Here is an 18,131-nt window from a genome sequence, read left to right as displayed (position 1 = left end):
TTGTGCGGCCTCTGCCTGCGCTGACCTGCCCTATCGTGTGCCCCTGTGAGCTCGACCCTCTACCGACACGGCGTGGTGCACACCTCGGCCGACCCCTTCGCCGAGGCGATCCTCATCGACGACGGCACCGTCGCCTGGATCGGTGCCGACGACACCGCCGACGGCCTGGTGTCGCGCGCCGACGAGGTGGTCGACCTCGACGGGGCGCTGGTCGCCCCCGGGTTCGTCGACGCGCACGTCCACGTGCTCGAGACCGGGCTCGCGCTGGAGAGCATCGACCTGTCGCCCGAGGGCGGCGTGCACTCGCTGGCGGACGCCCTGGACGCCGTCCACCGCGCCGCTGCGGCCCGGTCCGGGCCCGACCCGGTGCTCGGCTTCGGCTGGGACGAGCTGCGCTGGCCCGAAGGCCGCCCGCCCACGCGGGACGAGCTCGACGCCGCCGGCGGCGGAGCGCCCGTCTACCTCGCGCGGGTCGACGTCCACTCGGCCGTGGTCTCGACCGCGCTGTCGCGCAGCGCGGGTCTCGACATGCTCCCCGGCTGGAGCTTCGACGGCCGGGTCGAGCGGGACGCCCACCACGCGGCCCGCGACGCCGCGCGCGACGTCACCCCCGAGCGCCGCACCGCCCTGTACCGCCGCGCCCTGACGCACGCCGCCGCGCGGGGGGTGGTGTCCGTGCACGAGCACTCGGCGCCGTCCATCGACACGCGCGCCGGGCTGGTGGAGCTCCTGGAGCTGACGGCGGACGCGCGCGACGGTCTGCCGCACCTCGTCGCGTACCGCGGTGAGCAGTGCGTGACGGTCGACGACGCCCGCGAGATCCTCGCGGCGATCCCGGGCCTCACGGGGATCGGCGGCGACCTCAACGTGGACGGTTCGCTCGGCTCCCACACGGCGGCGGTGCGCGCGCCGTACACCGACGCCCCGGGGACGTCCGGGGTCCTGTACCTGGGCGCGGAGCAGATCTGCAACCACCTGACCGCCGTGACGCGCGCCGGGGTGCAAGGCGGCTTCCACGTGATCGGCGACCGCGCCATGGACGAGCTCCTGATCGGCCTGCGGGCGGCCGTCGACGTCGAGGGTCCGGACGCCATCGCGCGCATGGGCCACCGGCTGGAGCACGCGGAGATGGTCGATGCACCGACGCTCGCGGCCCTCGTCCTGCTCGGGGTGCGCCTGAGCATGCAGCCGGCGTTCGACGCGGCGTGGGGAGGACCGGACGGCATGTACGCCACCCGGCTCGGCGCGGGGCGTGCGGCGGCGCTCAACCCGCTCGCGGACCTGGCCACCGCCGGCGTCCCCCTCGCGTTCGGTTCCGACTCGCCCGTGACGCCCGTCGACCCGTGGGCGGGGGTCCGGGCCGCCGTGCAGCATCACGCGGCCGACCAGCGGATCTCCGCGCGTGCGGCCTTCCGGGCGTCGACCCGCGGCGGCTGGCGGGTCGCAGGGCTCGACCACACGGGCGCTGGGGAGCTGCGGGTGGGCTCGCCCGCGCACTTCGCGGTCTGGCGCGCCGAGCACCTCACGGTGCAGTCGGCGGAAGGGCGGTTCTCGTCCTGGAGTGCCGACGCGCGCGCCGGGATCCCGCTCCTGCCGGATCTTGCGCCGGACGCGCCGGCGCCGGTCTGCCTGCGGACGGTCCGCGACGGGATCGTCCTGCACGACGCGCTCTGACGTCCGACCGGGTGAATTCTGCGGCGCCGGCGGCCGACCGGATCCGCCCGCTTCGACCCGATCCGCCGACACGCGGAGCGACACGCCGAGCCGAACAGTACAGACGGGACCGATGGTGCGCGGGTGACCTGCGCGTACGGCTCCCACCTGCACCGACGCTGCCTTGACACCTCTGTGGATCTCGGTAGGTTCCTCAGGAGATCCACCGCGGCGACATGCCCACGACGACGTCGGGCCTGCTGGGCCGCGGTAGGGGGTAGGGCTCCGACCGGGCCCGCGTGTTCAGTAGACAACGGTCCGTGCGCCTGCACGCCGACCGGTACGAAGGACACGCGGGCCGGTCGGTCGGACCTCGGCCGGAGCCCTGACACCCACTCCTTCTCCGGGCCTCAGCCCGCTGCCGTACCCTCCAGGGGTGCCCGCCCGTGAACCCGCCCGCTGGTGGACTCTCGTCCTCGCCGTCGCGGGGGGCGTCCTCACCCGGCTCGCGTTCCCGGCGCCCGGGTGGTGGGGCACGGCGTTCCTCGGCGTCGCCCTGCTGTACCTGGCCCTGCGCCGGGACAGCGCCCGCTGGAACGCCCTCGTCGGGCTCCTGTGGGGTCTCGCGTTCATCGCCCCGCTGATCACCTGGGCGGACGAGGCGGTCGGCCAGGTGCCCTGGCTGGCCCTCAGCACGCTGGAGGCGTCGTACTTCGCCCTGTTCGGCGCGGCATGGGCCTGGGCGCGGCGGGGCAACTCGGTGTGGCGCAGCGTCGGCCTGCAGGTGCTCGTCTTCACGATCCTGTTCGTCGCGACCGAGGAGCTCGCCGCCGCGTGGCCGTTCGGCGGGTTCCCGTGGGGGCGGCTGGCGTTCTCGCAGGCAGACTCGCCGCTCGCCGCCCTGGTGTCGCTGGGGGGCACCCCGCTGCTCACCGGGGCGGTGGTGGCCGTCGGCGTGCTGCTCGCCCGCATCCTGCTCGCCGCCCGCCGGCTGGAGATCGGGCGGCTGGTGGTCGCGACCGCCGTCGTGGCGGCGTTCGTGGTGGTCGGGCTGCTGATCCCGCTCGACACGCAGGCGCAGACCGGCACCCTGCGCGTCGGCGCCGTGCAGGGCAACGTCCCGGGCGTCGGGCTCGACGCGTTCGGCCAGCGCCAGGCGGTGCTGGACAACCACGTGGCAGGCACCATGGCCCTGCTCGACCAGGTGGAGCCCGGAGAGCTCGATCTCGTCCTCTGGCCGGAGAACGGCACGGACATCGACCCGCAGGTCGACCAGACGGCCGCGGGGCTCATCGACGGCGCGGCGCAGGCGGTGGGCGCACCGATGCTCGTCGGCACCGTCGAGTACCCGCCCAGCGGCGGCCGCTACAACACCGCGGTCCTCTGGGAACCGGGCGTCGGCGTCACCGCGACGTACACCAAGCAGCACCCGGCACCGTTCGCCGAGTACATCCCGCTGCGGTCGCTGGTCCGGCCGTTCTCCTCGGCGGTCGACCTGGTGACGCGGGACATGCTGCCCGGCGACGAGCCCGGCTACATCCCGCTCGACTCGGAGCGCCTCGGGCGGACGGTCGGCATCGGCGACGTCATCTGCTTCGAGGTGGCGTACGACGGCATCGTGCGCGGCGCGGTGGAGGCCGGGGGAGAGGTGCTCGTCGTGCAGACGAACAACGCCTCCTTCGGGGTGTCCGACGAGTCGACGCAGCAGCTTGCGATGTCCCGCATCCGGGCCATCGAGCACGGTCGTGCGACCGTGCAGATCTCCACCGTCGGCGTGAGCGCGGTCATCGAGCCCAACGGGGTGATCAGCCAGCAGACGGGTCTCTTCACCGCGGAGCAGATGGTGGCTACCCTTCCTCTGCGCGACACTCTGACCCCCGCGACGAGGCTGGGCTCGTGGCCCGCGTGGATCATCGACGCCCTCGCGGTGTGCGTGGTGGTCGCCGGTGCAGCCGGCGCGCACCGGGTGCGTCGCTCCGACCGGATCGAGACAGCCGCATGACCGAGACCCCGCAGCGGGTGCTCGTCGTCGTCCCGACGTACGACGAGCGCGAGAACCTGCCGGGCGCGCTGGACCGCCTGCGCACCCACGTCCCGGACGCCGACGTCCTGGTGGTCGACGACGGCTCGCCTGACGGCACCGGAGAGCTCGCGGAGAAGATCGCGGAGACCGAGACCGCAGCGGATGGCTCGCGCCGGATCCACGTCCTGCACCGGGCCGGCAAGCTGGGTCTGGGCACCGCGTACGTGGCCGGGTTCGGGTGGGCGCTCGAGCGGGGCTACGACGTCGTCGTCGAGATGGACGCCGACGGCTCGCACCGCGCCGAGGACCTGCCCCTCCTGCTGGCCGCGATCGACGACGCGGACCTCGTGCTCGGCTCCCGGTGGGTGCCCGGCGGGAGCGTGGTGAACTGGCCGATGAGCCGGCTCCTGCTGTCGCGCGGCGCGAACACCTACACCCGCATCGCGCTCGGCATCCCGCTGCACGACGCCACCGGTGGCTTCCGCGCCTACCGCGCCTCGCTGCTCGGCGAGCTGACCCTGCAGGACGTCGCGTCGCAGGGGTACTGCTTCCAGGTCGACATGGCGTGGCGCGCCGTCCGTAGCGGCGCCCGGGTGGTCGAGGTGCCCATCACGTTCGTCGAGCGCGAGCTCGGCCAGTCCAAGATGAGCCGCGCGATCGTCGTCGAGGCGCTGGTCAACGTGACCCGGTGGGGGATAGCAGAACGCTCCCGCCGTGTGGCGGGAGCGTTCCGTCGATCTCGAGGCTGAGTGCCTCAGGCGCTGCGGCGCAGCTTGCCCGAGCGGAGGAGGTCCAGGCGCTCGTCGAGCAGCTCCTGGAGCTCGCCGACCGTCCGGCGCTCGAGCAGCATGTCCCAGTGGGTGCGCGGCGGCTTGCCGGCCTTCACCTCGGGCCGCGACGCGTCACGGAGCAGTGCTTCCTCGCCGCAACGGCACTCCCACACCACCGGGACGTCGGCCTCGACCGAGAACGGCAGGATGATGGTGTGCCCGTTGGGGCAGTCGTAGTGAGCCTGGAGGCGGGGGGCGAACTCGACGCCGTCTTCCGTCTCCATGCTGTGGGACCCGATGCGCATGCCGCGCAGGGACCGGTTTGCCATCTGGGGAACCTCCGTGCCGTTGTACGGCCGTCGAGAGTGAGAACTTCCACCGGTGTCAACGGCGGGCGCCCCTCCAGTGTTCCAGGAGGACGTGAAGGTCTCGTGAACGCGGGTGGGGTGCGGGGGAGAGGCTTAGGGTTGCCCGGGTGAGCAATTCTTCGGCCCCGTCGCCCGTGACTACCCCTCCAGCCTCCCGCACCGACGCGGATATGTCCTTCCGACAGCTGGGTGACAGTGGTCTCGTCGTCTCGGTGGCCGGTCTCGGCTGCAACACGTTCGGCGCGACGCTCGACCCGCAGGACGTCCCCGCCCTGGTGGCGGCCGCGCTGGACGCGGGAATCACGTTCTTCGACACGGCGGACGTCTACGGCGGGGTGGCGGGCCAGAGCGAGGAGCTGCTCGGGGACGCACTCGTCGGGCACAGGGACGACGTCGTCATCGCGACGAAGTTCGGCATGGACGCGCGCGGGCTGAACGGTCCGGACTGGGGTGTGCGCGGCTCGCGCCGGTACGTGCGCCGGGCTGTAGAGAGCTCGCTGGCGCGGCTGCGCACGGACCACATCGACCTGTTCCAGATGCACGCGCCCGATCCCGTGACACCGATCGAAGAGACCCTGGCCGCGCTCCACGAGCTCGTCGTCGAGGGCAAGGTCCGGTACATCGGCTCCTCGAACTTCGCGGCCTGGCAGGTGGTCGACGCCGACTGGAGCGCCAGGACGGCCGGGGCGACGCCCTTCGTCTCGGCGCAGAACCGCTACAACCTGCTCGACCGGTCCGCGGAGGCCGAGCTCGTGCCGGCCGCGGAACAGGTCGGTGTGGGCATGATCCCGTACGTCCCGCTGGCGTCCGGTCTGCTCACGGGCAAGTACCGGCGAGGGCAGTCCGCTCCCGACGGGTCCCGGCTCACGCGGATGCCCGAGCGGCTGGCCCGGGCGGACTTCGACCGGATCGAGGCGCTCGAGGCGCTGGCCCGGGAGTGGGGGATCGACCTGCCGACCCTCGCGCTCGGTGGCCTCGCCGCCCAGCCCGCCGTGGCGACGGTGATCGCGGGCGCCCGCACGCCGGAACAGCTGCGCGCGAACGTGACGTCGATCGCCTGGGAGCCGACCCTGGAGCAGCTGGCCGCGATCGACGAGGCCGCCCCCGGACCCTCGGCCTGAGCGGGATCACCACTCGAGCACCCGCGCGCGGCTCTGGCCGATCGCGACGACCGACCAGAGGCGGACTCCCGCGTCGTCGGCGGCCTCGCGCACGGCCGGCACCCAGGACGCCTCGAACGCTCCACGGTCACCGCCTGCCGCGCGGACGAGCCCGACGACGACCGACCCGCCCGGCGCGTCGGACGCGAGCACCGAGGCGAGCACCGCGGCCAGCCGGCGCGCGACCGCCGGGTCGGCTCGCAGCGGCACGTCGGTGATCGGCAGCACGACGGGGATCGTGCGGTCCTCCGCGTCGAGCAGGACGAACCAGAGCGCCGGCGGCCCGGAGCGTTCGGGTCCCACGAGGTCGAGCAGCACCGCGAGCGCATCGCTGCCCGACCGCAGGGGGGCACCCGGGGGGTCGGGCAGGTCGTGGTCGGGGCCGTCGACGTCGAGCACCCACGGCACGTCGGCCCACTGGTCGTCGGGTGCGTCGTCCCAGTCGTCGTCGAACCAGCCGTGGTCCTCGCGCTCCGTCATGCGGATGATCCTGGGACCGCCGCACGCTCACGAACGCGGGACCAGATCGTTCGGTGGACGTGCTCGCGGGGAGCAGGGCTGGGGGCGGCTCAGGCGAGGTGCGCGGTCACGGCCTCGACGACGAGCGCGTGGTCGTCGGCCTGGGGGAGCCCGGAGACGGTCACCACGCCGACGATGCCGACGTCGTGGACGCGGATCGGGAAGGCCCCGCCGTGGGCCGCGTACTGCTGCAGCGGGAGGTCGTGCTGCGCGGCGAAGGTGGTGCCCTTGGCCGCGGCGCGCAGGCCGACCAGGTACGACGACGCCCCGAAGCGCTCGACCACGCGGACCTTGCGCTCGATCCAGCTGTCGTTGTCGGGCGTGGTGCCCGGCCGCGCCGCGTGGAACAGCTGCTGGCTGCCCCGCCGGATGTCGACCGTGACGGCCAGGTCGCGCTCCTGTGCCAGCTCGACGAGCAGGCAGCCCAGACGCCACGCGTCGTCGTGGGTGAACGTGCGGAACACGAGGTCGTGCTCCTGCTGCTCGACGTGGGCGACGGTGCCGGCGATGTCGTCAGTGCTCATGACGTCATCGTGGCACGGGCGCCCCGGACGCCAGGGGAGCGACCCCGAAGTTGCCGTCGAACACATGTTCGGGGTCGTACAGCGCCTTGAGCCGAGCGATGCGCGCGAGCGTCTCCGGCGGGAACGCCTCGGCGACGCGAGCGGGGGACTGGTTCGTCTCGAAGCTGAGGTACACGCCGCGCAGGTGCGGAGCCAGCCGATCCCACCAGGTGTCGATCTGCGCGCGCCGGCTGCCGCGGGCAGACGCCAGCAGCGAGAAGTTCTGCGTCCGGTGCGCGTATGCAGTCGCTGCCGGATCCATGTCGTTGACGGCGCCGCCGACGGCACGCAGCTGCAGCATGTCGGCGTCGCCCGCGGCCAGGAGCTCGCTCAGCAGCGCGGCGAGGTCAGGTGTCACGTGCTCGACCAGCCCGCCGCGCGCGGCGGAGTCGGCGCCGCCGGTCTGCTGGCCGTGCTGCGCGGCCACGGTCGCGGCGTACGGCACGAGCTGCGCCTGCTGCTGCAGGACGGGTGCCAGGTCCAGGAACTGCTCGAGCGCCCCGATCGCCGCCCGGGTGTCGTCGTTCGCCCACACGACGATCGCGTAGCCGACCGCGGGGTTCTGTCCTCTCGCGGGTACCAGGGTGAGGAAGCTGGTCAGCTCGCGCGGCGAGGCCTCGACGAGCTCGGCCCACGACTCGACGAACGACGCGGTGTCCGTGGCGTCGTACACGATCGTGGCGTAGACGACGTTGCCCACCTCGGCGGCCTCGATCTCGACCGCGGTGAGGATGCCGAAGTTCGCCCCGGCGCCGCGGACGGCCCAGAGCAGGTCCGGCTCGTGGTCGGCGTCGGTCCGGACGAGGCGACCGTCGGCGAGAACCAGCTCGGCGGCGACCACGTGGTCGAGCGTGAGCCCGTACGAGCGCGAGAGGAAGCCCTGTCCGCCGGCCGTCACCAGCCCGCCGACACCGACGTCCCCGTAGTCGCCGGAGCTGATGGCGAGCCCGACCGGTGAGAGCACCGAGGCGACGTCACCCCATCGGGCTCCGGCGCCGAGCCTCACGACGCGCTTCTCGCGGTCGAGCACCTCGACGGTGTCCAGCGCCCCGAGGTCGACGACGATCCCGCCGTCGTTCGTCGACCGGCCGCTGATCCCGTGCCCGCCGCTGCGGACGGCGAACGGGACGTCCTGGGCGCGGGCGAACGACAGCGCCTCGCTGACCTGCTCGGCGGTGTCCGGCCGCAGGACGAGACCGGGGGAGCCGGAGTAGACGTAGGACGACCGCACGCGCGCGTACTCGCGGTCGCCGGGCTCCACGGCGGTCGCGACGAGGGAGGCGGGCAGGCCGTCGTAGTCGATCCCGGCGCGCCGCTTGGCCAGCGCGATCACGGGCCGCACGATGCCGGTGGCGGTGCCCGCGGCAGCACGCTCGGCTGCGACGGCGTCCCGCAGCGCCGGAGCGATCTCCCCGCCGAACACCGCGATCGTGGTCTCGTCGTCGGTGCCCAGGATGAAGGTGGCGATCCCGTCCTCCAGGACCAGGGGGAGCAGGTCGTCGACCCACCGGTCGGGAGGCCCCTGCAGGAACCCGCTGCCCTGGAACGACCCGGCTCCGAGGTTGAGGAGGCGCCGGATCTCGCGAGGATCACGACCGGCGGCTGCTGCCGCGTCGTCGATGCGCGCGTTGCCGGCGGCCAGGTCACCCGGCTTCAGGTAGCCGAGGCTCGGCAGCCACCCGTCCGCCTTGCGCCCGACGAGGCCGAGCATCCGCGGCTTGTACGCACCGAGCCAGATCGGGACGTCGTGGACCGGCGCCGGACCGCGCTTGGCGCCGTCGACGTGGTGGTACGTCCCGTGCACCCGCAGCGGTGCGCGCTCGTCGGTGTCCCAGATGCCCCGGATGATGTCGATGGCCTCGTCCAGGGCGTCCACGGCCTGCCCGGGGGTCAGCCGCGGTGCGCCCATCGCGACGATGGCGTCCCAGAACGCTCCTGAGCCGAGGCCGAGCGCGAACCGACCGCCCGAGAGGAGGTCGAGGCTCGCCGAGGCGCGCGCCAGGACGGCCGGCGGCCGCAGCGGCAGGTTCAGCACGTTCCCGGCGACCTGGACCCGCTGCGTCGACGCGGCGACCCAGGACAGCAGCGTCCAGGTGTCGAGGAACGCCGGCTGGTACGGATGGTCCTGGAACGTCACCAGGTCGAGCCCGGAGCGCTCGGACAGCTGCGCCAGCGCGACGACCAGCTGCGGGTCCTTGGCCGTCGGGGTCAGGAAGCTGCCGAAGGCGAGATCGTGGCCGTAGTCGGGCATCGAAGCATCTCCCTAGTGATTGATGCTTCAACTATAGATCAGGGCGAGTCGCGTGCGTGTGCCTCACGCCGATAATGCACATTATGACATTACGGCTGGGAAGGAGCACGGAGCGTCAGCACGTACCGCTCCTCCGTCTGCGACTGGTCCCGTGGCACCACCTGGCGCTCCCCGGTCCGCGTGTACCCGGAACGGACGAACAGGTCGCCGGCGGCGTGGTTGCTGTCCAGCAGCCACAGCGACACCGTGCGGGCGTCCTCGGCGACGGCTGCACGACGGACGGTGTCCAGCAGCGCCCACCCCACGCCATGACGCCGCGACTCCGCAGCCACCCACAGGGCGACGACGTGCCGGTCGTCGACCGGCGACCCCGGCTCCTGCATCATCGTGACCATCCCGCGGCCCACGCCGTCGTCGTCCACGGAGACCCAGGTGACCGACGTCCGCAGGCGCATGCGCCAGTGCGACTCGGCGAACCGTTCCTCCCGCGCCAACGAGGCGCCGAAGACGTCCGGGTTCTCCCGCAGGGCGCGCAGTCGGACGCCCTGGACGAGACGCCAGTCGTTCTCCCCCACCTGTCGGATATCCACGTCCACAGGATGCCTCATCTGGGGCGGAGCACCGGTCAGGGCAGCTCGCGCGCCGTCGTCTGGTCGGCCGGGGTCCCGCCGTGGCCGTCGGGGTCGGGCACCGAGCGTGCGGCGTCGGCGATCTCCTCCTCCGGGCGGGGCGGCACCGATTCGTCGTACTCGAGCTCGGGCACCTCGTGCCCTGCGGACTCCGTCATGGCGGTCTCCTTCCGACGCGTTCACGCTACGGGCGGACGGCGCGCTGCGAAAGCCGGACGACGTCAGAGGTCGATGCCCTCACCGGAGTCGAGCGAGAGCGGCTCCCCCGCGCCGCCGAGCCGGCCCAGCAAGCCGATGGCCATGCCCTGCCCGATCGCGCTCAGGAGGGCGTCGTGGACGACGACGAGGCGCGCCGGCTGCACGTGCCGGACGTAGTCGACGACCTCTCCCAGCTTGAGCCACGGCGCCCCGAGCGGTGCGCACAGGACGTCGACGTGCGCGCCCGCAGGGTCGATGTACGCGTCGCCCGGGTGGAGCACGCCCGCGACGAGATAGCCGACGTTGTGCACGCGCGGCACGTCCGGGTGGACCAGTGCGTGCCACTCCCCCAGCGCTGCCACCTCGAACCCACCGGCGGAGACGACATCGCCTCCGCGCACGGCGTGCACGCGCTCCACAGGCGCCCCGGCCTCGACGAGGACGTCGACCACGGACTGCGGGGCCCACACCTCGAGGCCCCCCTGCACCGCCTCGACGACCGGCTCGGTGGCCACGTGGTCGGGGTGCTCGTGCGTGATGAGGACGGCCGTCACACCCTCGAGCGCGCCCGGCAGGTCGGAGAAGACGCCGGGGTCGATGACGAGGTGGTCGGCGCCCCGATCGAGGCGGATGCAGGCGTGTCCCCAGCGGCTCAGGCGGATGCTCATCCGTTCAGTGTGTCCTGACCTGGGATGATGCGCGCGGCGTTTCGCCGGACGCCGGTGCCCCGGCTACGGTTGCGCACGTGCTGGTGCTCGGGGTGTGCAGTCTCAAGGGTGGCGTGGGAAAGACGTCGATCACCCTCGGTCTGGCGTCGGCTGCCCTGGAGCGCGGGCTGCGCACGCTGGTCATCGATCTCGACCCCCAGGGCGACAGCACGATGGCGCTCGGAGCGCGTCCGCAGGCGGGCGACGTCGCGTCCGTCCTCGACGAGCCGGGCGAGGCGACGATGGCCAAGGCCACCGTGCTGTCCTCGTGGGCCGACGAGGGCCTCGACGTCCTCGCCGGGTCCGAGCGGTCCGCGACGCACGACCGGCTCGACGGCGACGACCTGGACCGGCTCCGCTACGCGCTGTCCTGGGTGCGCGACTACGACCTCGTCCTCATCGACTGCCCGCCGTCCCTGGGGGGCCTCACGCGCACGGGACTGTCCGCGTGCGACCGCGCCCTCGTGGTGACCGAGCCGGGCCTGTTCGCCGTGATGGCCGTCGGCCGCGCGATGCGCACCATCGATGAGCTGCGTCGCGGTCCCGCGCCGGCTCTGCAGCCGCTCGGCATCGTGGTCAACCGCGTCCGCGCCCGCTCGATCGAGCAGGCGTTCCGGCTGGAGGAGCTGCAGACGCTCTACGGCCCGCTGGTCCTCACTCCCCCGGTGCCCGAGCGCGCGGCGCTCCAGCAGGCCCAGGGCGCCGCGCAGCCGGTGCACGCGTGGCCCGGTGCCGCGGCCGCCGAGCTGGCGCGCACGTTCGACGCCCTGCTCGACCGCGCGCTGCGCGCACCTCGCCACTGACACGACACGAGCGGCCGCCCCGGAGGGCAGCCGCTCGTCGAGTCGGTCGGTGTCAGCCGGCGGTGCGGGCTTGCCGGCGCAGTGCGAGCTCGTCGTGGGCCGACGGCGTCGCGATGAGCTCCTCGTCCTCGTCCGCCCGCTCGGTCGGGAGCGCGGCGAGCGTGCCCTCCACCTCACGCCAGACACGGCCGACCGCGATGCCGAACACGCCCTGGCCGCCCTGCACGAGGTCGATGACCTCGTCGGCGGAGGTGCACTCGTAGACGCTGGCCCCGTCGGACATCAGGGTGATCTGGGCGAGGTCGTCGACCCCCCGCTCGCGCAGGTGGCTGACGGCGGTGCGGATCTGCTGCAGCGAGACGCCCGTGTCCAGCAGTCGCTTGACCACCTTGAGCACGAGGATGTCGCGGAAGCTGTACAGGCGCTGGGTGCCTGAACCGGTGGCCGGCCGGATGGACGGCTCCACCAGGCCCGTGCGGGCCCAGTAGTCGAGCTGGCGGTACGTGATGCCCGCGGCGCGGCACGCGGTGGGACCGCGGTAGCCGGTGGCGGTGTCGAGGTCCGGGAGGTCGTCGTCGAACAGCATGCCCTGAGCGCGCTGCGGCACTGCCCCGCTGACGCTCTCGGCGCTCTCGTTGCTGGTCACGAATCCTCCACTCGTCGCACGCCGGTCGGCGGACATCTCCTCCGGCTGCTTGCCAGACTAGGCCCGCGGCGGTACGGACGCCATGACGCCCGCCGGGCGTGTCGCGACGGGCGAGTCTCACCTTCGACCTGAAGGAGAAGGTTTGGGACTAACGACCCTCCGCGCCGCCCTCCTCCTCAGGCTCCGCCCCGGTGCTGAAGTCCTCCGGCGTCACGAGGTCGAGGAACCGCCGGAACCGCTCGAGATCCTGCTCGGACGTGGTGGTCCGCACCTCGACACCGGCGATCGCCACGACCTCGGCGGAGCACAGGACCGGGCAGCCGAACCGGAGCGCCATCGCGATCGCGTCCGACGCGCGGGAGTCCACGCGAGGGCCTGTCCGCAGCACCAGCTCGGCGTGGAACACGCCCTCCTCGAGGCGGGTGATCTCCACCCGGGTCAGGCCCGAGCCCACCGCGATGAGCACGTCACGGAGCAGGTCGTGCGTCATCGGCCGCGGCGGCACGATGCCCGCCTGCGCGGAGGCGATGGCACTCGCCTCCGTGGGACCGATGAGGATCGGCACCAGGAGCTCGGAGTCGGGGTCGAGGAGCAGCACGACGATCTCGTCGTCGGCCATGTGCTGGCGCACCCCGACGACCTCGACCGGCACGAGCTCGGCGTCCTCTCCCATGCAGCCCACGCTACGACGCCCACGCCGATCCGGCGCCCCCCAGGAGACAGCCGGTGTGCTGGCGACCCCGCTACGGCGCGAGGTCGGCGACCGCTGCGCGCACGAGCGCGGTGTGCATCTGCGTGCAGAGCTCGCCCACCTCGGCCGCCAGCGTGCCCGCCCGCGCCCGCGACGACGCGCTCCGCTGGCCGCGCCACGGCGCCACCACCTGCTCGACGAGGTCCGCCTGGCGGTCGGCGGAGGTCCGGAACTGCCGCAGGTGTCGCGGGTCGATCCCGTGCTCGGCCAGGGCGGCGGCCGCGACGACGATCTCGCGGGCCCACAGGTCGAACGACCCCGTGCCGTGCGCGCGCAGGACCCCGGCGGCCACGAGGTCCTCGACGAACGCGACCTCGACCCCGGACTCGCGAGCGAGCGTGTCGAGCGTCCACCGCGTGCCGGTGCCCTCGCTGACGCCGTCGCGCGTGGCGAGCCGGGCCCGCGGAGCCGGCTCGTCCTCCTCCCCCGCGTCCAGGGCGGCGAGGCGGTCACCGATGACCTTCAAGGGCATGTACCGGTCGCGCTGCTGCCGGAGGACGAACCGGAGGCGCTCGATGTCCGCCGGCGAGTACTGCCGGTACCCGGCAGCCGTGCGCACCGGCTCGACGAGCCCCTGCTCCTCGAGGAAGCGGAGCTTGGACGTGGTGACGGCCGGGAACTCGATGCGCAGCGCGGCCAGGACGTCGGAGATCCGCATCGAGGCGCGGCGCGAGATGCCGCGGGGCCACGGCTCGTGCGTGACCTCTGCCGGTGCGGCGGTGTCGACCTGCACGCGCTGTGCTCGGGCGCTCGTCACGTGGTGCTCCCCGTGGGGCCGAGCGGCAGGGACCGGCCGGTCACGCGCCGGCCGCGTCGCGGTGCGGGCTGGGGTGGAACGTCATGCGGTACTTGCCGATCTGGACCTCGTCGCCCGCCCGCAGCGCCGACTGGTCGATGCGGGTCCGGTTGACGTAGGTGCCGTTCAGCGACCCGATGTCCCGGACGACGAACGTCTGGCCCTCGCGGACGAACTCGGCGTGCTTGCGGGAGACGGTGACGTCGTCGAGGAAGATGTCGGCTGCCGTCGACCGCCCCGCGACCGTCCGCTCGGCATCGAGCAGGAACCGCGCACCGGCGCTCGCTCCGCGCTGCATCACGAGCAGGGCGGAGGTGGGCGGGAGCGCGTGCACCGCCGCGACCTCGTCCGGAGTCAGCCCGACGGGAGCCGATGCCTCGATCTCGACGGGCTCGATCGCCCCGAAGCTCATCGTGGTGTCGGGTCCCCCCGCGAAGCGTCCGACCTGCGGGTCCTCGCCGCTCATGCCACCTCCCGGGCCCATCTCGCACCTCGACGCCCGGGGTTCCTCGGGGTCAGCCACACCCTATGCGGACCGGGCGGGTCGGCGCAGCACGTCGGCACCACGTGGGAGCCCGCGGCACGCTGCGCGGATCGCACAGAACAGGATCAATCGCCCTGCGGAGGCACCGGCGTCGCGAACACGGGATCCGGCACGACACGGATGGCGTCCACCTCCACGAGCTCCTGACGCTCGACGGTCCCTCTGCCTCCGTTGTTGCGCACCTGCGCCATCGCTCCCCCGGGGATCTGCAGCGCCGGGGCGATGATGTCGGGGTCGCCGATCGCGACCCAGCGGTACGGCGCCGTGAGCTCGACGCCGTCGAGGACCACCGCTCCACCCGTGCCCGTGAACGCGCTGCTCGCCGTGACCCGCTGGTCGTTGAGCTGCACCGCCTCCGCGCCCGCGTTCCGCATCTCCTCGAGCATGTTCAGCATCGTGATCGGCTTGATGAAGCCGTCCGGCTCCGTGAGGGTGACCACCACACCAGGGCCCTCCGCGGGCAGACGGCCGGTGAGGATCCCCTGCGTCTCGGCGCTGCGGCGCAGAGCGTCGAGGGCGGCCTGCCGGCGGTCCGAGCCCGAGAGCAGGTCGTCCCGCTCCCGCGCGAGGTCCGCGGACTCCCGGGCGAGGGCGTCCCCGCGGTTCGTCGTCTCGTCGAGGATGCGGACGAGGTCGCCCTGCCGCATCCCGCCGAGGTCGGCCTCACCGGACTGGCGCACCTGCGCCACCAGCGCGAAGCCGAGCACCGCGCACAGGACGCCCGCGACCAGCTGCGCGCGGGTGGACCGCGGCTTGAGGGCACGACCGAGGACCGCCCAGCCGCTCTGCTCGTTCGGCTCGGCCCGGACCGGGTCGTCCACCGGGTCGTCGTCCGCCGGCTCAGGAGGGGGCGTCGGTCCGGCGGGCGCCGGCTCGGGCTCGTCGGCCGCCTCGGGTTCCTCGTCCTGCGGCACCTCGGGCGGCACGGACCTGGTGGGCGCGGTGTCGTCGTCGTCCGGCACCACCGGGGGCAGGGAGTTCTCCTCGTCGTCCGGTACCACCGGCGGCAAGGAGCTGGTCGGCGCAGGTTCCTCGTCCTCCGGCACCACGGGAGGGAGGGAGTTCGGCCGCGTGGGCTCCTCGTCCTCCGGCACGACCGGGGGCAGGGAGTTCTCCACGTCGTCGGGCGGCATCGGACCGTCGGCGTCCCGCTCGTCGCTCGTCGGAGTCACGCTCATGCCTTGAACAGGTGCCGGCGGATCGCCGCGGCGTTGGAGAAGATCCGGATGCCGAGCACGACGACGACGGCGGTCGACAGCTGCGTGCCCACGCCGAGCTGGTCGCCGAGGAACACGATGAGCGCCGCGACCACCACGTTGGACAGGAAGGAGATGAGGAAGACCCGGTCGTCGAAGATCCCGTCGAGCATCGCGCGCAGGCCGCCGAACAGGGCGTCGAGGGCGGCGACGACCGCGATCGGGAGGTAGGGCTGGAGCTCGACGGGCACGGTCGGCTGCAGGAGCAGACCCCCGACGACGCCGATGACCAGACCGATGACTGCGATCACGTGCCGTCCCTCCGTGTCGGACCTGCAGACCCTGCCACAAGGCTCTGTCCAGATGCATCCCTGACCGCGCCGGACTGGGGCTCGGGCGCGGAGGTGGCGTCCGGAACCTCGGCCTCGTGGAGCGTGACCAGGCCGGTCCCCGGAAGCTCGAGCTTGCTCTGCGACGTCATCTGGACACCGATCCCGTACGTCGTCCGGAGCGTCGCCAGGTGCTGACCTGCGCTCGCCCGCGCGAGCTCCGTCTGCATGCTCACCGCATCGCCCACGGCGTCCACCGTGTACGGGCTGCTGAGGGCGACGAGGTCGACGAGCACCGCGTCCCCCGCGCTCCGGATCGCGGTCATCGCGGTGAGGCGCTGCCCGTTCACGGCGACAGCCTCCGCCCCGGCGGCCCACAGGCCGTTCACCACGACCTGGAGGTCGACGTCCTGCACCCGGAGCTCCGGGTCCTCCTCGTCGCGGTTCTCGGCCTGCGCGTCCGTGAGCACGAGCCGCAGACCGGGCCCCGTCACCGCCGTCACACCGGAGTGCACGGAGTCCCCCGCGATCTCGTCGCGCACGGACTGGCCTTCGTCGCCGAGGAGCTCCTCCTGGAGCCTCGCGATCTCGTCGGTCATCGCGGTGATGTCCGCCTGCTGCTCGTCGGCCTCCGCGCGGCGCTGCTCGATCTGCGCCTCCAGGAGCTCGCGCGCGGCCAGCACGGCCCCCGCCGGCTGCCGCAGGGCGAGCGTCGCGGCCGTCGCGCCCAGGCCCAGCCCCATGGCAAGAAGGACCATGCCGGCGGTCGAACGCCAGGTCCGTCTGGGGCCGGTACCCGCGGCGCGACGAGCGGTCGCCTCCGCGTACCCCGGGTCGAGCGGGCGTCGGTAGACCTCGTTGAGCAGCGTCATGGACGCGTCCGGGCTGCGCGGCGGCTCGCTGGACCCGTGCCGCGTGCTCATGAGCGTCCCGCGTCGTCGCGCAGGAGCTGGCGCGCCTGCGCGAGATAGACCACCGCGGAGAACCAGTAGAGCGCGACGCCCCAGAGGGCGCAGGCCCACCCGGCGACCCCGGCGACGGTGCCGACCCACGAGTCCCACTGCGCGAGGAGGAGCAGCGGGAACGCGTAGAGCAGGGCGAAGGTGCCGGCCTTGCCCGCCAGGTGCACCTGCAACGGCGCGTACCCCGCACGCGCGAGGACGATGAGCATGACGGCGAGCACGACGTCGCGCAGGACGAGGACCCCGAGCAGCCACCACGGCACCACGTCGCGCCAGGCGAGGGCGACGAGCGTCACGATGATGAAGAGGCGGTCCGCCGCGGGGTCCAGCAGCTGACCGACCCGGGACACCTGCCCGAGCCGCCGGGCCAGCACCCCGTCGAGCCAGTCGCTGGCGCCGGACACGGCGAGCACGGCGAGGGCCCACCCGTCCTCACCCTGGGCGATGAGCAGCGCGAACACGGGGACCAGGAGCAGACGCACCAGGCTGATGGCGTTCGGCACGGTCAGCACGCGCGTGGAGACGACGTCGTTGCTCGCCACTGCCTCCCCCGTCACCGTCCCGTCCTGGCGGCGTCGATCCTATGCGTCCGCCGGGCTTGCCCTCGACGACGGCGCGCCCTCGGCTGCGGCGCAGGTCAGCGGGTGCGAGAGTTCTGTGATGGTGCACCGCAACGACCCGGACGTGATCGCGCGCCTCCTGACGACCCCGGGACGCTGGGCTGTCGTCGGGCTGTCCACCAACACGTCGCGCGCGGCGTTCGGTGTCGCGCGGTACCTGCAGTCGCACGGCCACGAGATCGTGCCCGTGCATCCGCGAGCCGAGACCGTCCACGGTGCAGCGGGCGTGCGTTCGCTCGCCGACGTGGCCGGCCGTATCGACGTCGTCGACGTGTTCGTGAACAGCACCCTGGCCGGGGCCGTGGTGGACCAGGCGATCGCCGTCGGTGCCCGGGCGGTCTGGCTGCAGCTCGGGGTCGTCGACGAGGACGCCGCGGCGCGCGCACGTGCGGCCGGGCTGGACGTCGTCATGGACACCTGCCCCGCGATCGAGGGTCCGCGCCTCGGCCTGTAGACGCTGTGCGCGAGGTCACCCGCGGGCCGCCTGCCGCTCGGGGCCTCCGCCCGGTAGACTCGTCGATGAATCTGGAGTTCGTCGCGTCCCCCTTCGAGGCGTCGTCACCACCGCTCAGCCGGTCGTGACCCGCCTCGCGTCGTGTGGTCTAGGCATCGCGTGAGCGGTTGCCACTGGGTGGTCCGGGGC

Annotated in this window: 21 protein-coding genes; 6 read left to right on the top strand and 15 right to left on the bottom strand. The window is 73.2% G+C overall.

Annotated features, from left to right (window positions below):
- Nucleotides 1–45 precede the first annotated feature (45 nt).
- From ASD18_RS16980 to ASD18_RS16970, 3 genes are all read left to right on the top strand, one after another.
- Nucleotides 46–1,674, top strand: coding sequence for an amidohydrolase (locus ASD18_RS16980; protein ID WP_056094842.1), 1,629 nt, complete (start codon nucleotides 46–48; stop codon nucleotides 1,672–1,674).
- A gap of 415 nt (nucleotides 1,675–2,089) precedes the next feature.
- Nucleotides 2,090–3,655, top strand: coding sequence for an apolipoprotein N-acyltransferase (gene lnt, locus ASD18_RS16975; RefSeq protein ID WP_056094839.1), 1,566 nt, complete (start codon nucleotides 2,090–2,092; stop codon nucleotides 3,653–3,655).
- Nucleotides 3,652–4,425 carry a polyprenol monophosphomannose synthase gene (locus ASD18_RS16970; RefSeq protein ID WP_056094834.1) on the top strand — a complete coding sequence of 258 codons (774 nt, stop codon included), beginning with the start codon at nucleotides 3,652–3,654 and terminating at the stop codon, nucleotides 4,423–4,425. Before lnt ends, ASD18_RS16970 begins: the two co-directional genes overlap by 4 nt.
- Nucleotides 4,426–4,430: 5 nt before the next feature.
- On the opposite strand, the gene ASD18_RS16965 is transcribed toward ASD18_RS16970, so the two are convergent.
- Nucleotides 4,431–4,775 carry an RNA polymerase-binding protein RbpA gene (locus ASD18_RS16965; RefSeq protein WP_028046368.1) on the bottom strand — a complete coding sequence of 115 codons (345 nt, stop codon included), beginning with the start codon at nucleotides 4,773–4,775 and terminating at the stop codon, nucleotides 4,431–4,433.
- A gap of 209 nt (nucleotides 4,776–4,984) precedes the next feature.
- Here ASD18_RS16965 and ASD18_RS16960 point away from each other — a divergent pair, with 209 nt between their 5' ends.
- Nucleotides 4,985–5,935: an aldo/keto reductase gene (locus ASD18_RS16960; protein WP_056094830.1), complete on the top strand. Its 951-nt coding sequence runs from the start codon at nucleotides 4,985–4,987 to the stop codon at nucleotides 5,933–5,935.
- A gap of 6 nt (nucleotides 5,936–5,941) precedes the next feature.
- Here ASD18_RS16960 and ASD18_RS16955 read toward each other — a convergent pair whose 3' ends face one another.
- The 6 genes from ASD18_RS16955 to ASD18_RS16935 form a co-directional block, all read right to left on the bottom strand.
- On the bottom strand, nucleotides 5,942–6,454 hold the full coding sequence (locus ASD18_RS16955; protein WP_056094827.1) for a hypothetical protein: 513 nt from the start codon (nucleotides 6,452–6,454) through the stop codon (nucleotides 5,942–5,944).
- An 89-nt stretch (nucleotides 6,455–6,543) separates the two neighbouring features.
- Nucleotides 6,544–7,017, bottom strand: a complete 474-nt coding sequence (locus tag ASD18_RS16950) for a heme-degrading domain-containing protein (protein WP_056094823.1) — start codon at nucleotides 7,015–7,017, stop codon at nucleotides 6,544–6,546.
- Nucleotides 7,018–7,021: 4 nt separating this feature from the next.
- Nucleotides 7,022–9,307 carry an LLM class flavin-dependent oxidoreductase gene (locus ASD18_RS16945; RefSeq protein ID WP_056094819.1) on the bottom strand — a complete coding sequence of 762 codons (2,286 nt, stop codon included), beginning with the start codon at nucleotides 9,305–9,307 and terminating at the stop codon, nucleotides 7,022–7,024.
- An 89-nt stretch (nucleotides 9,308–9,396) separates the two neighbouring features.
- Nucleotides 9,397–9,897: a GNAT family N-acetyltransferase gene (locus ASD18_RS16940; RefSeq protein WP_056095271.1), complete on the bottom strand. Its 501-nt coding sequence runs from the start codon at nucleotides 9,895–9,897 to the stop codon at nucleotides 9,397–9,399.
- A gap of 35 nt (nucleotides 9,898–9,932) precedes the next feature.
- Nucleotides 9,933–10,094 carry a hypothetical protein gene (locus tag ASD18_RS21095; protein WP_156388056.1) on the bottom strand — a complete coding sequence of 54 codons (162 nt, stop codon included), beginning with the start codon at nucleotides 10,092–10,094 and terminating at the stop codon, nucleotides 9,933–9,935.
- Between the two features lie 63 nt (nucleotides 10,095–10,157).
- A complete protein-coding gene (locus ASD18_RS16935; protein ID WP_056094816.1) occupies nucleotides 10,158–10,802 on the bottom strand; it encodes an MBL fold metallo-hydrolase in 645 nt (214 codons plus the stop codon).
- 77 nt (nucleotides 10,803–10,879) lie between these two features.
- On the opposite strand from ASD18_RS16935, the gene ASD18_RS16930 reads away from it, so the two are divergent.
- Nucleotides 10,880–11,644, top strand: coding sequence for a ParA family protein (locus tag ASD18_RS16930; RefSeq protein ID WP_056094813.1), 765 nt, complete (start codon nucleotides 10,880–10,882; stop codon nucleotides 11,642–11,644).
- Between the two features lie 52 nt (nucleotides 11,645–11,696).
- Here the strand turns inward: ASD18_RS16930 and ASD18_RS16925 are convergent, their stop codons facing one another.
- From ASD18_RS16925 to ASD18_RS16890, 8 genes are all read right to left on the bottom strand, one after another.
- On the bottom strand, nucleotides 11,697–12,290 hold the full coding sequence (locus ASD18_RS16925) for a MerR family transcriptional regulator (RefSeq protein ID WP_056094809.1): 594 nt from the start codon (nucleotides 12,288–12,290) through the stop codon (nucleotides 11,697–11,699).
- Between the two features lie 148 nt (nucleotides 12,291–12,438).
- Nucleotides 12,439–12,963: a bifunctional nuclease family protein gene (locus tag ASD18_RS16920; protein ID WP_056094804.1), complete on the bottom strand. Its 525-nt coding sequence runs from the start codon at nucleotides 12,961–12,963 to the stop codon at nucleotides 12,439–12,441.
- 70 nt (nucleotides 12,964–13,033) lie between these two features.
- Entirely contained in the window at nucleotides 13,034–13,798 is a 765-nt protein-coding gene (locus ASD18_RS16915) for a MerR family transcriptional regulator (protein WP_082574168.1), read from the bottom strand.
- A 40-nt stretch (nucleotides 13,799–13,838) separates the two neighbouring features.
- Nucleotides 13,839–14,303, bottom strand: coding sequence for an FHA domain-containing protein (locus tag ASD18_RS16910; RefSeq protein WP_056094798.1), 465 nt, complete (start codon nucleotides 14,301–14,303; stop codon nucleotides 13,839–13,841).
- 143 nt (nucleotides 14,304–14,446) lie between these two features.
- Nucleotides 14,447–15,559, bottom strand: a complete 1,113-nt coding sequence (locus ASD18_RS16905) for a DUF881 domain-containing protein (RefSeq protein ID WP_156388055.1) — start codon at nucleotides 15,557–15,559, stop codon at nucleotides 14,447–14,449.
- Nucleotides 15,556–15,888, bottom strand: a complete 333-nt coding sequence (locus tag ASD18_RS16900; protein WP_056094794.1) for a small basic family protein — start codon at nucleotides 15,886–15,888, stop codon at nucleotides 15,556–15,558. Before ASD18_RS16900 ends, ASD18_RS16905 begins: the two co-directional genes overlap by 4 nt.
- Nucleotides 15,885–16,829, bottom strand: a complete 945-nt coding sequence (locus ASD18_RS16895) for a DUF881 domain-containing protein (protein ID WP_056094791.1) — start codon at nucleotides 16,827–16,829, stop codon at nucleotides 15,885–15,887. The genes ASD18_RS16900 and ASD18_RS16895 overlap by 4 nt, the downstream gene beginning before the upstream one ends.
- The gene (locus ASD18_RS16890; RefSeq protein ID WP_056094788.1) at nucleotides 16,826–17,410 is read right to left on the bottom strand and encodes a CDP-alcohol phosphatidyltransferase family protein; all 585 of its coding nucleotides are present in this window, start codon (nucleotides 17,408–17,410) and stop codon (nucleotides 16,826–16,828) included. Before ASD18_RS16890 ends, ASD18_RS16895 begins: the two co-directional genes overlap by 4 nt.
- Nucleotides 17,411–17,528: 118 nt before the next feature.
- Here ASD18_RS16890 and ASD18_RS16885 point away from each other — a divergent pair, with 118 nt between their 5' ends.
- Entirely contained in the window at nucleotides 17,529–17,942 is a 414-nt protein-coding gene (locus tag ASD18_RS16885) for a CoA-binding protein (protein WP_056094785.1), read from the top strand.
- The last annotated feature ends 189 nt before the right edge of the window (nucleotides 17,943–18,131 follow it).

The organism is Cellulomonas sp. Root137 (assembly GCF_001426725.1).
Classification (GTDB): Bacteria; Actinomycetota; Actinomycetes; order Actinomycetales; family Cellulomonadaceae; genus Cellulomonas.
The sequence above is the reverse complement of the archived record's forward strand: the minus strand, read 5'-3'. Positions and strand labels throughout refer to the sequence as shown.

Excerpts from the sequence above, each read along its gene's own strand:
- ASD18_RS16970 (WP_056094834.1), top strand. The coding sequence starts at position 3,652 with ATGACCGAGACCCCGCAGCGGGTGCTCGTCGTCGTCCCGACGTACGAC.
- ASD18_RS16965 (WP_028046368.1), bottom strand. The coding sequence starts at position 4,775 with ATGGCAAACCGGTCCCTGCGCGGCATGCGCATCGGGTCCCACAGCATG.
- ASD18_RS16960 (WP_056094830.1), top strand. The coding sequence starts at position 4,985 with ATGTCCTTCCGACAGCTGGGTGACAGTGGTCTCGTCGTCTCGGTGGCC.
- ASD18_RS16955 (WP_056094827.1), bottom strand. The coding sequence starts at position 6,454 with ATGACGGAGCGCGAGGACCACGGCTGGTTCGACGACGACTGGGACGAC.
- ASD18_RS16950 (WP_056094823.1), bottom strand. The coding sequence starts at position 7,017 with ATGAGCACTGACGACATCGCCGGCACCGTCGCCCACGTCGAGCAGCAG.
- ASD18_RS16945 (WP_056094819.1), bottom strand. The coding sequence starts at position 9,307 with ATGCCCGACTACGGCCACGATCTCGCCTTCGGCAGCTTCCTGACCCCG.
- ASD18_RS21095 (WP_156388056.1), bottom strand. The coding sequence starts at position 10,094 with ATGACGGAGTCCGCAGGGCACGAGGTGCCCGAGCTCGAGTACGACGAA.
- ASD18_RS16935 (WP_056094816.1), bottom strand. The coding sequence starts at position 10,802 with ATGAGCATCCGCCTGAGCCGCTGGGGACACGCCTGCATCCGCCTCGAT.
- ASD18_RS16920 (WP_056094804.1), bottom strand. The coding sequence starts at position 12,963 with ATGGGAGAGGACGCCGAGCTCGTGCCGGTCGAGGTCGTCGGGGTGCGC.
- ASD18_RS16910 (WP_056094798.1), bottom strand. The coding sequence starts at position 14,303 with ATGAGCGGCGAGGACCCGCAGGTCGGACGCTTCGCGGGGGGACCCGAC.
- ASD18_RS16905 (WP_156388055.1), bottom strand. The coding sequence starts at position 15,559 with ATGAGCGTGACTCCGACGAGCGACGAGCGGGACGCCGACGGTCCGATG.
- ASD18_RS16895 (WP_056094791.1), bottom strand. The coding sequence starts at position 16,829 with ATGAGCACGCGGCACGGGTCCAGCGAGCCGCCGCGCAGCCCGGACGCG.
- ASD18_RS16885 (WP_056094785.1), top strand. The coding sequence starts at position 17,529 with ATGGTGCACCGCAACGACCCGGACGTGATCGCGCGCCTCCTGACGACC.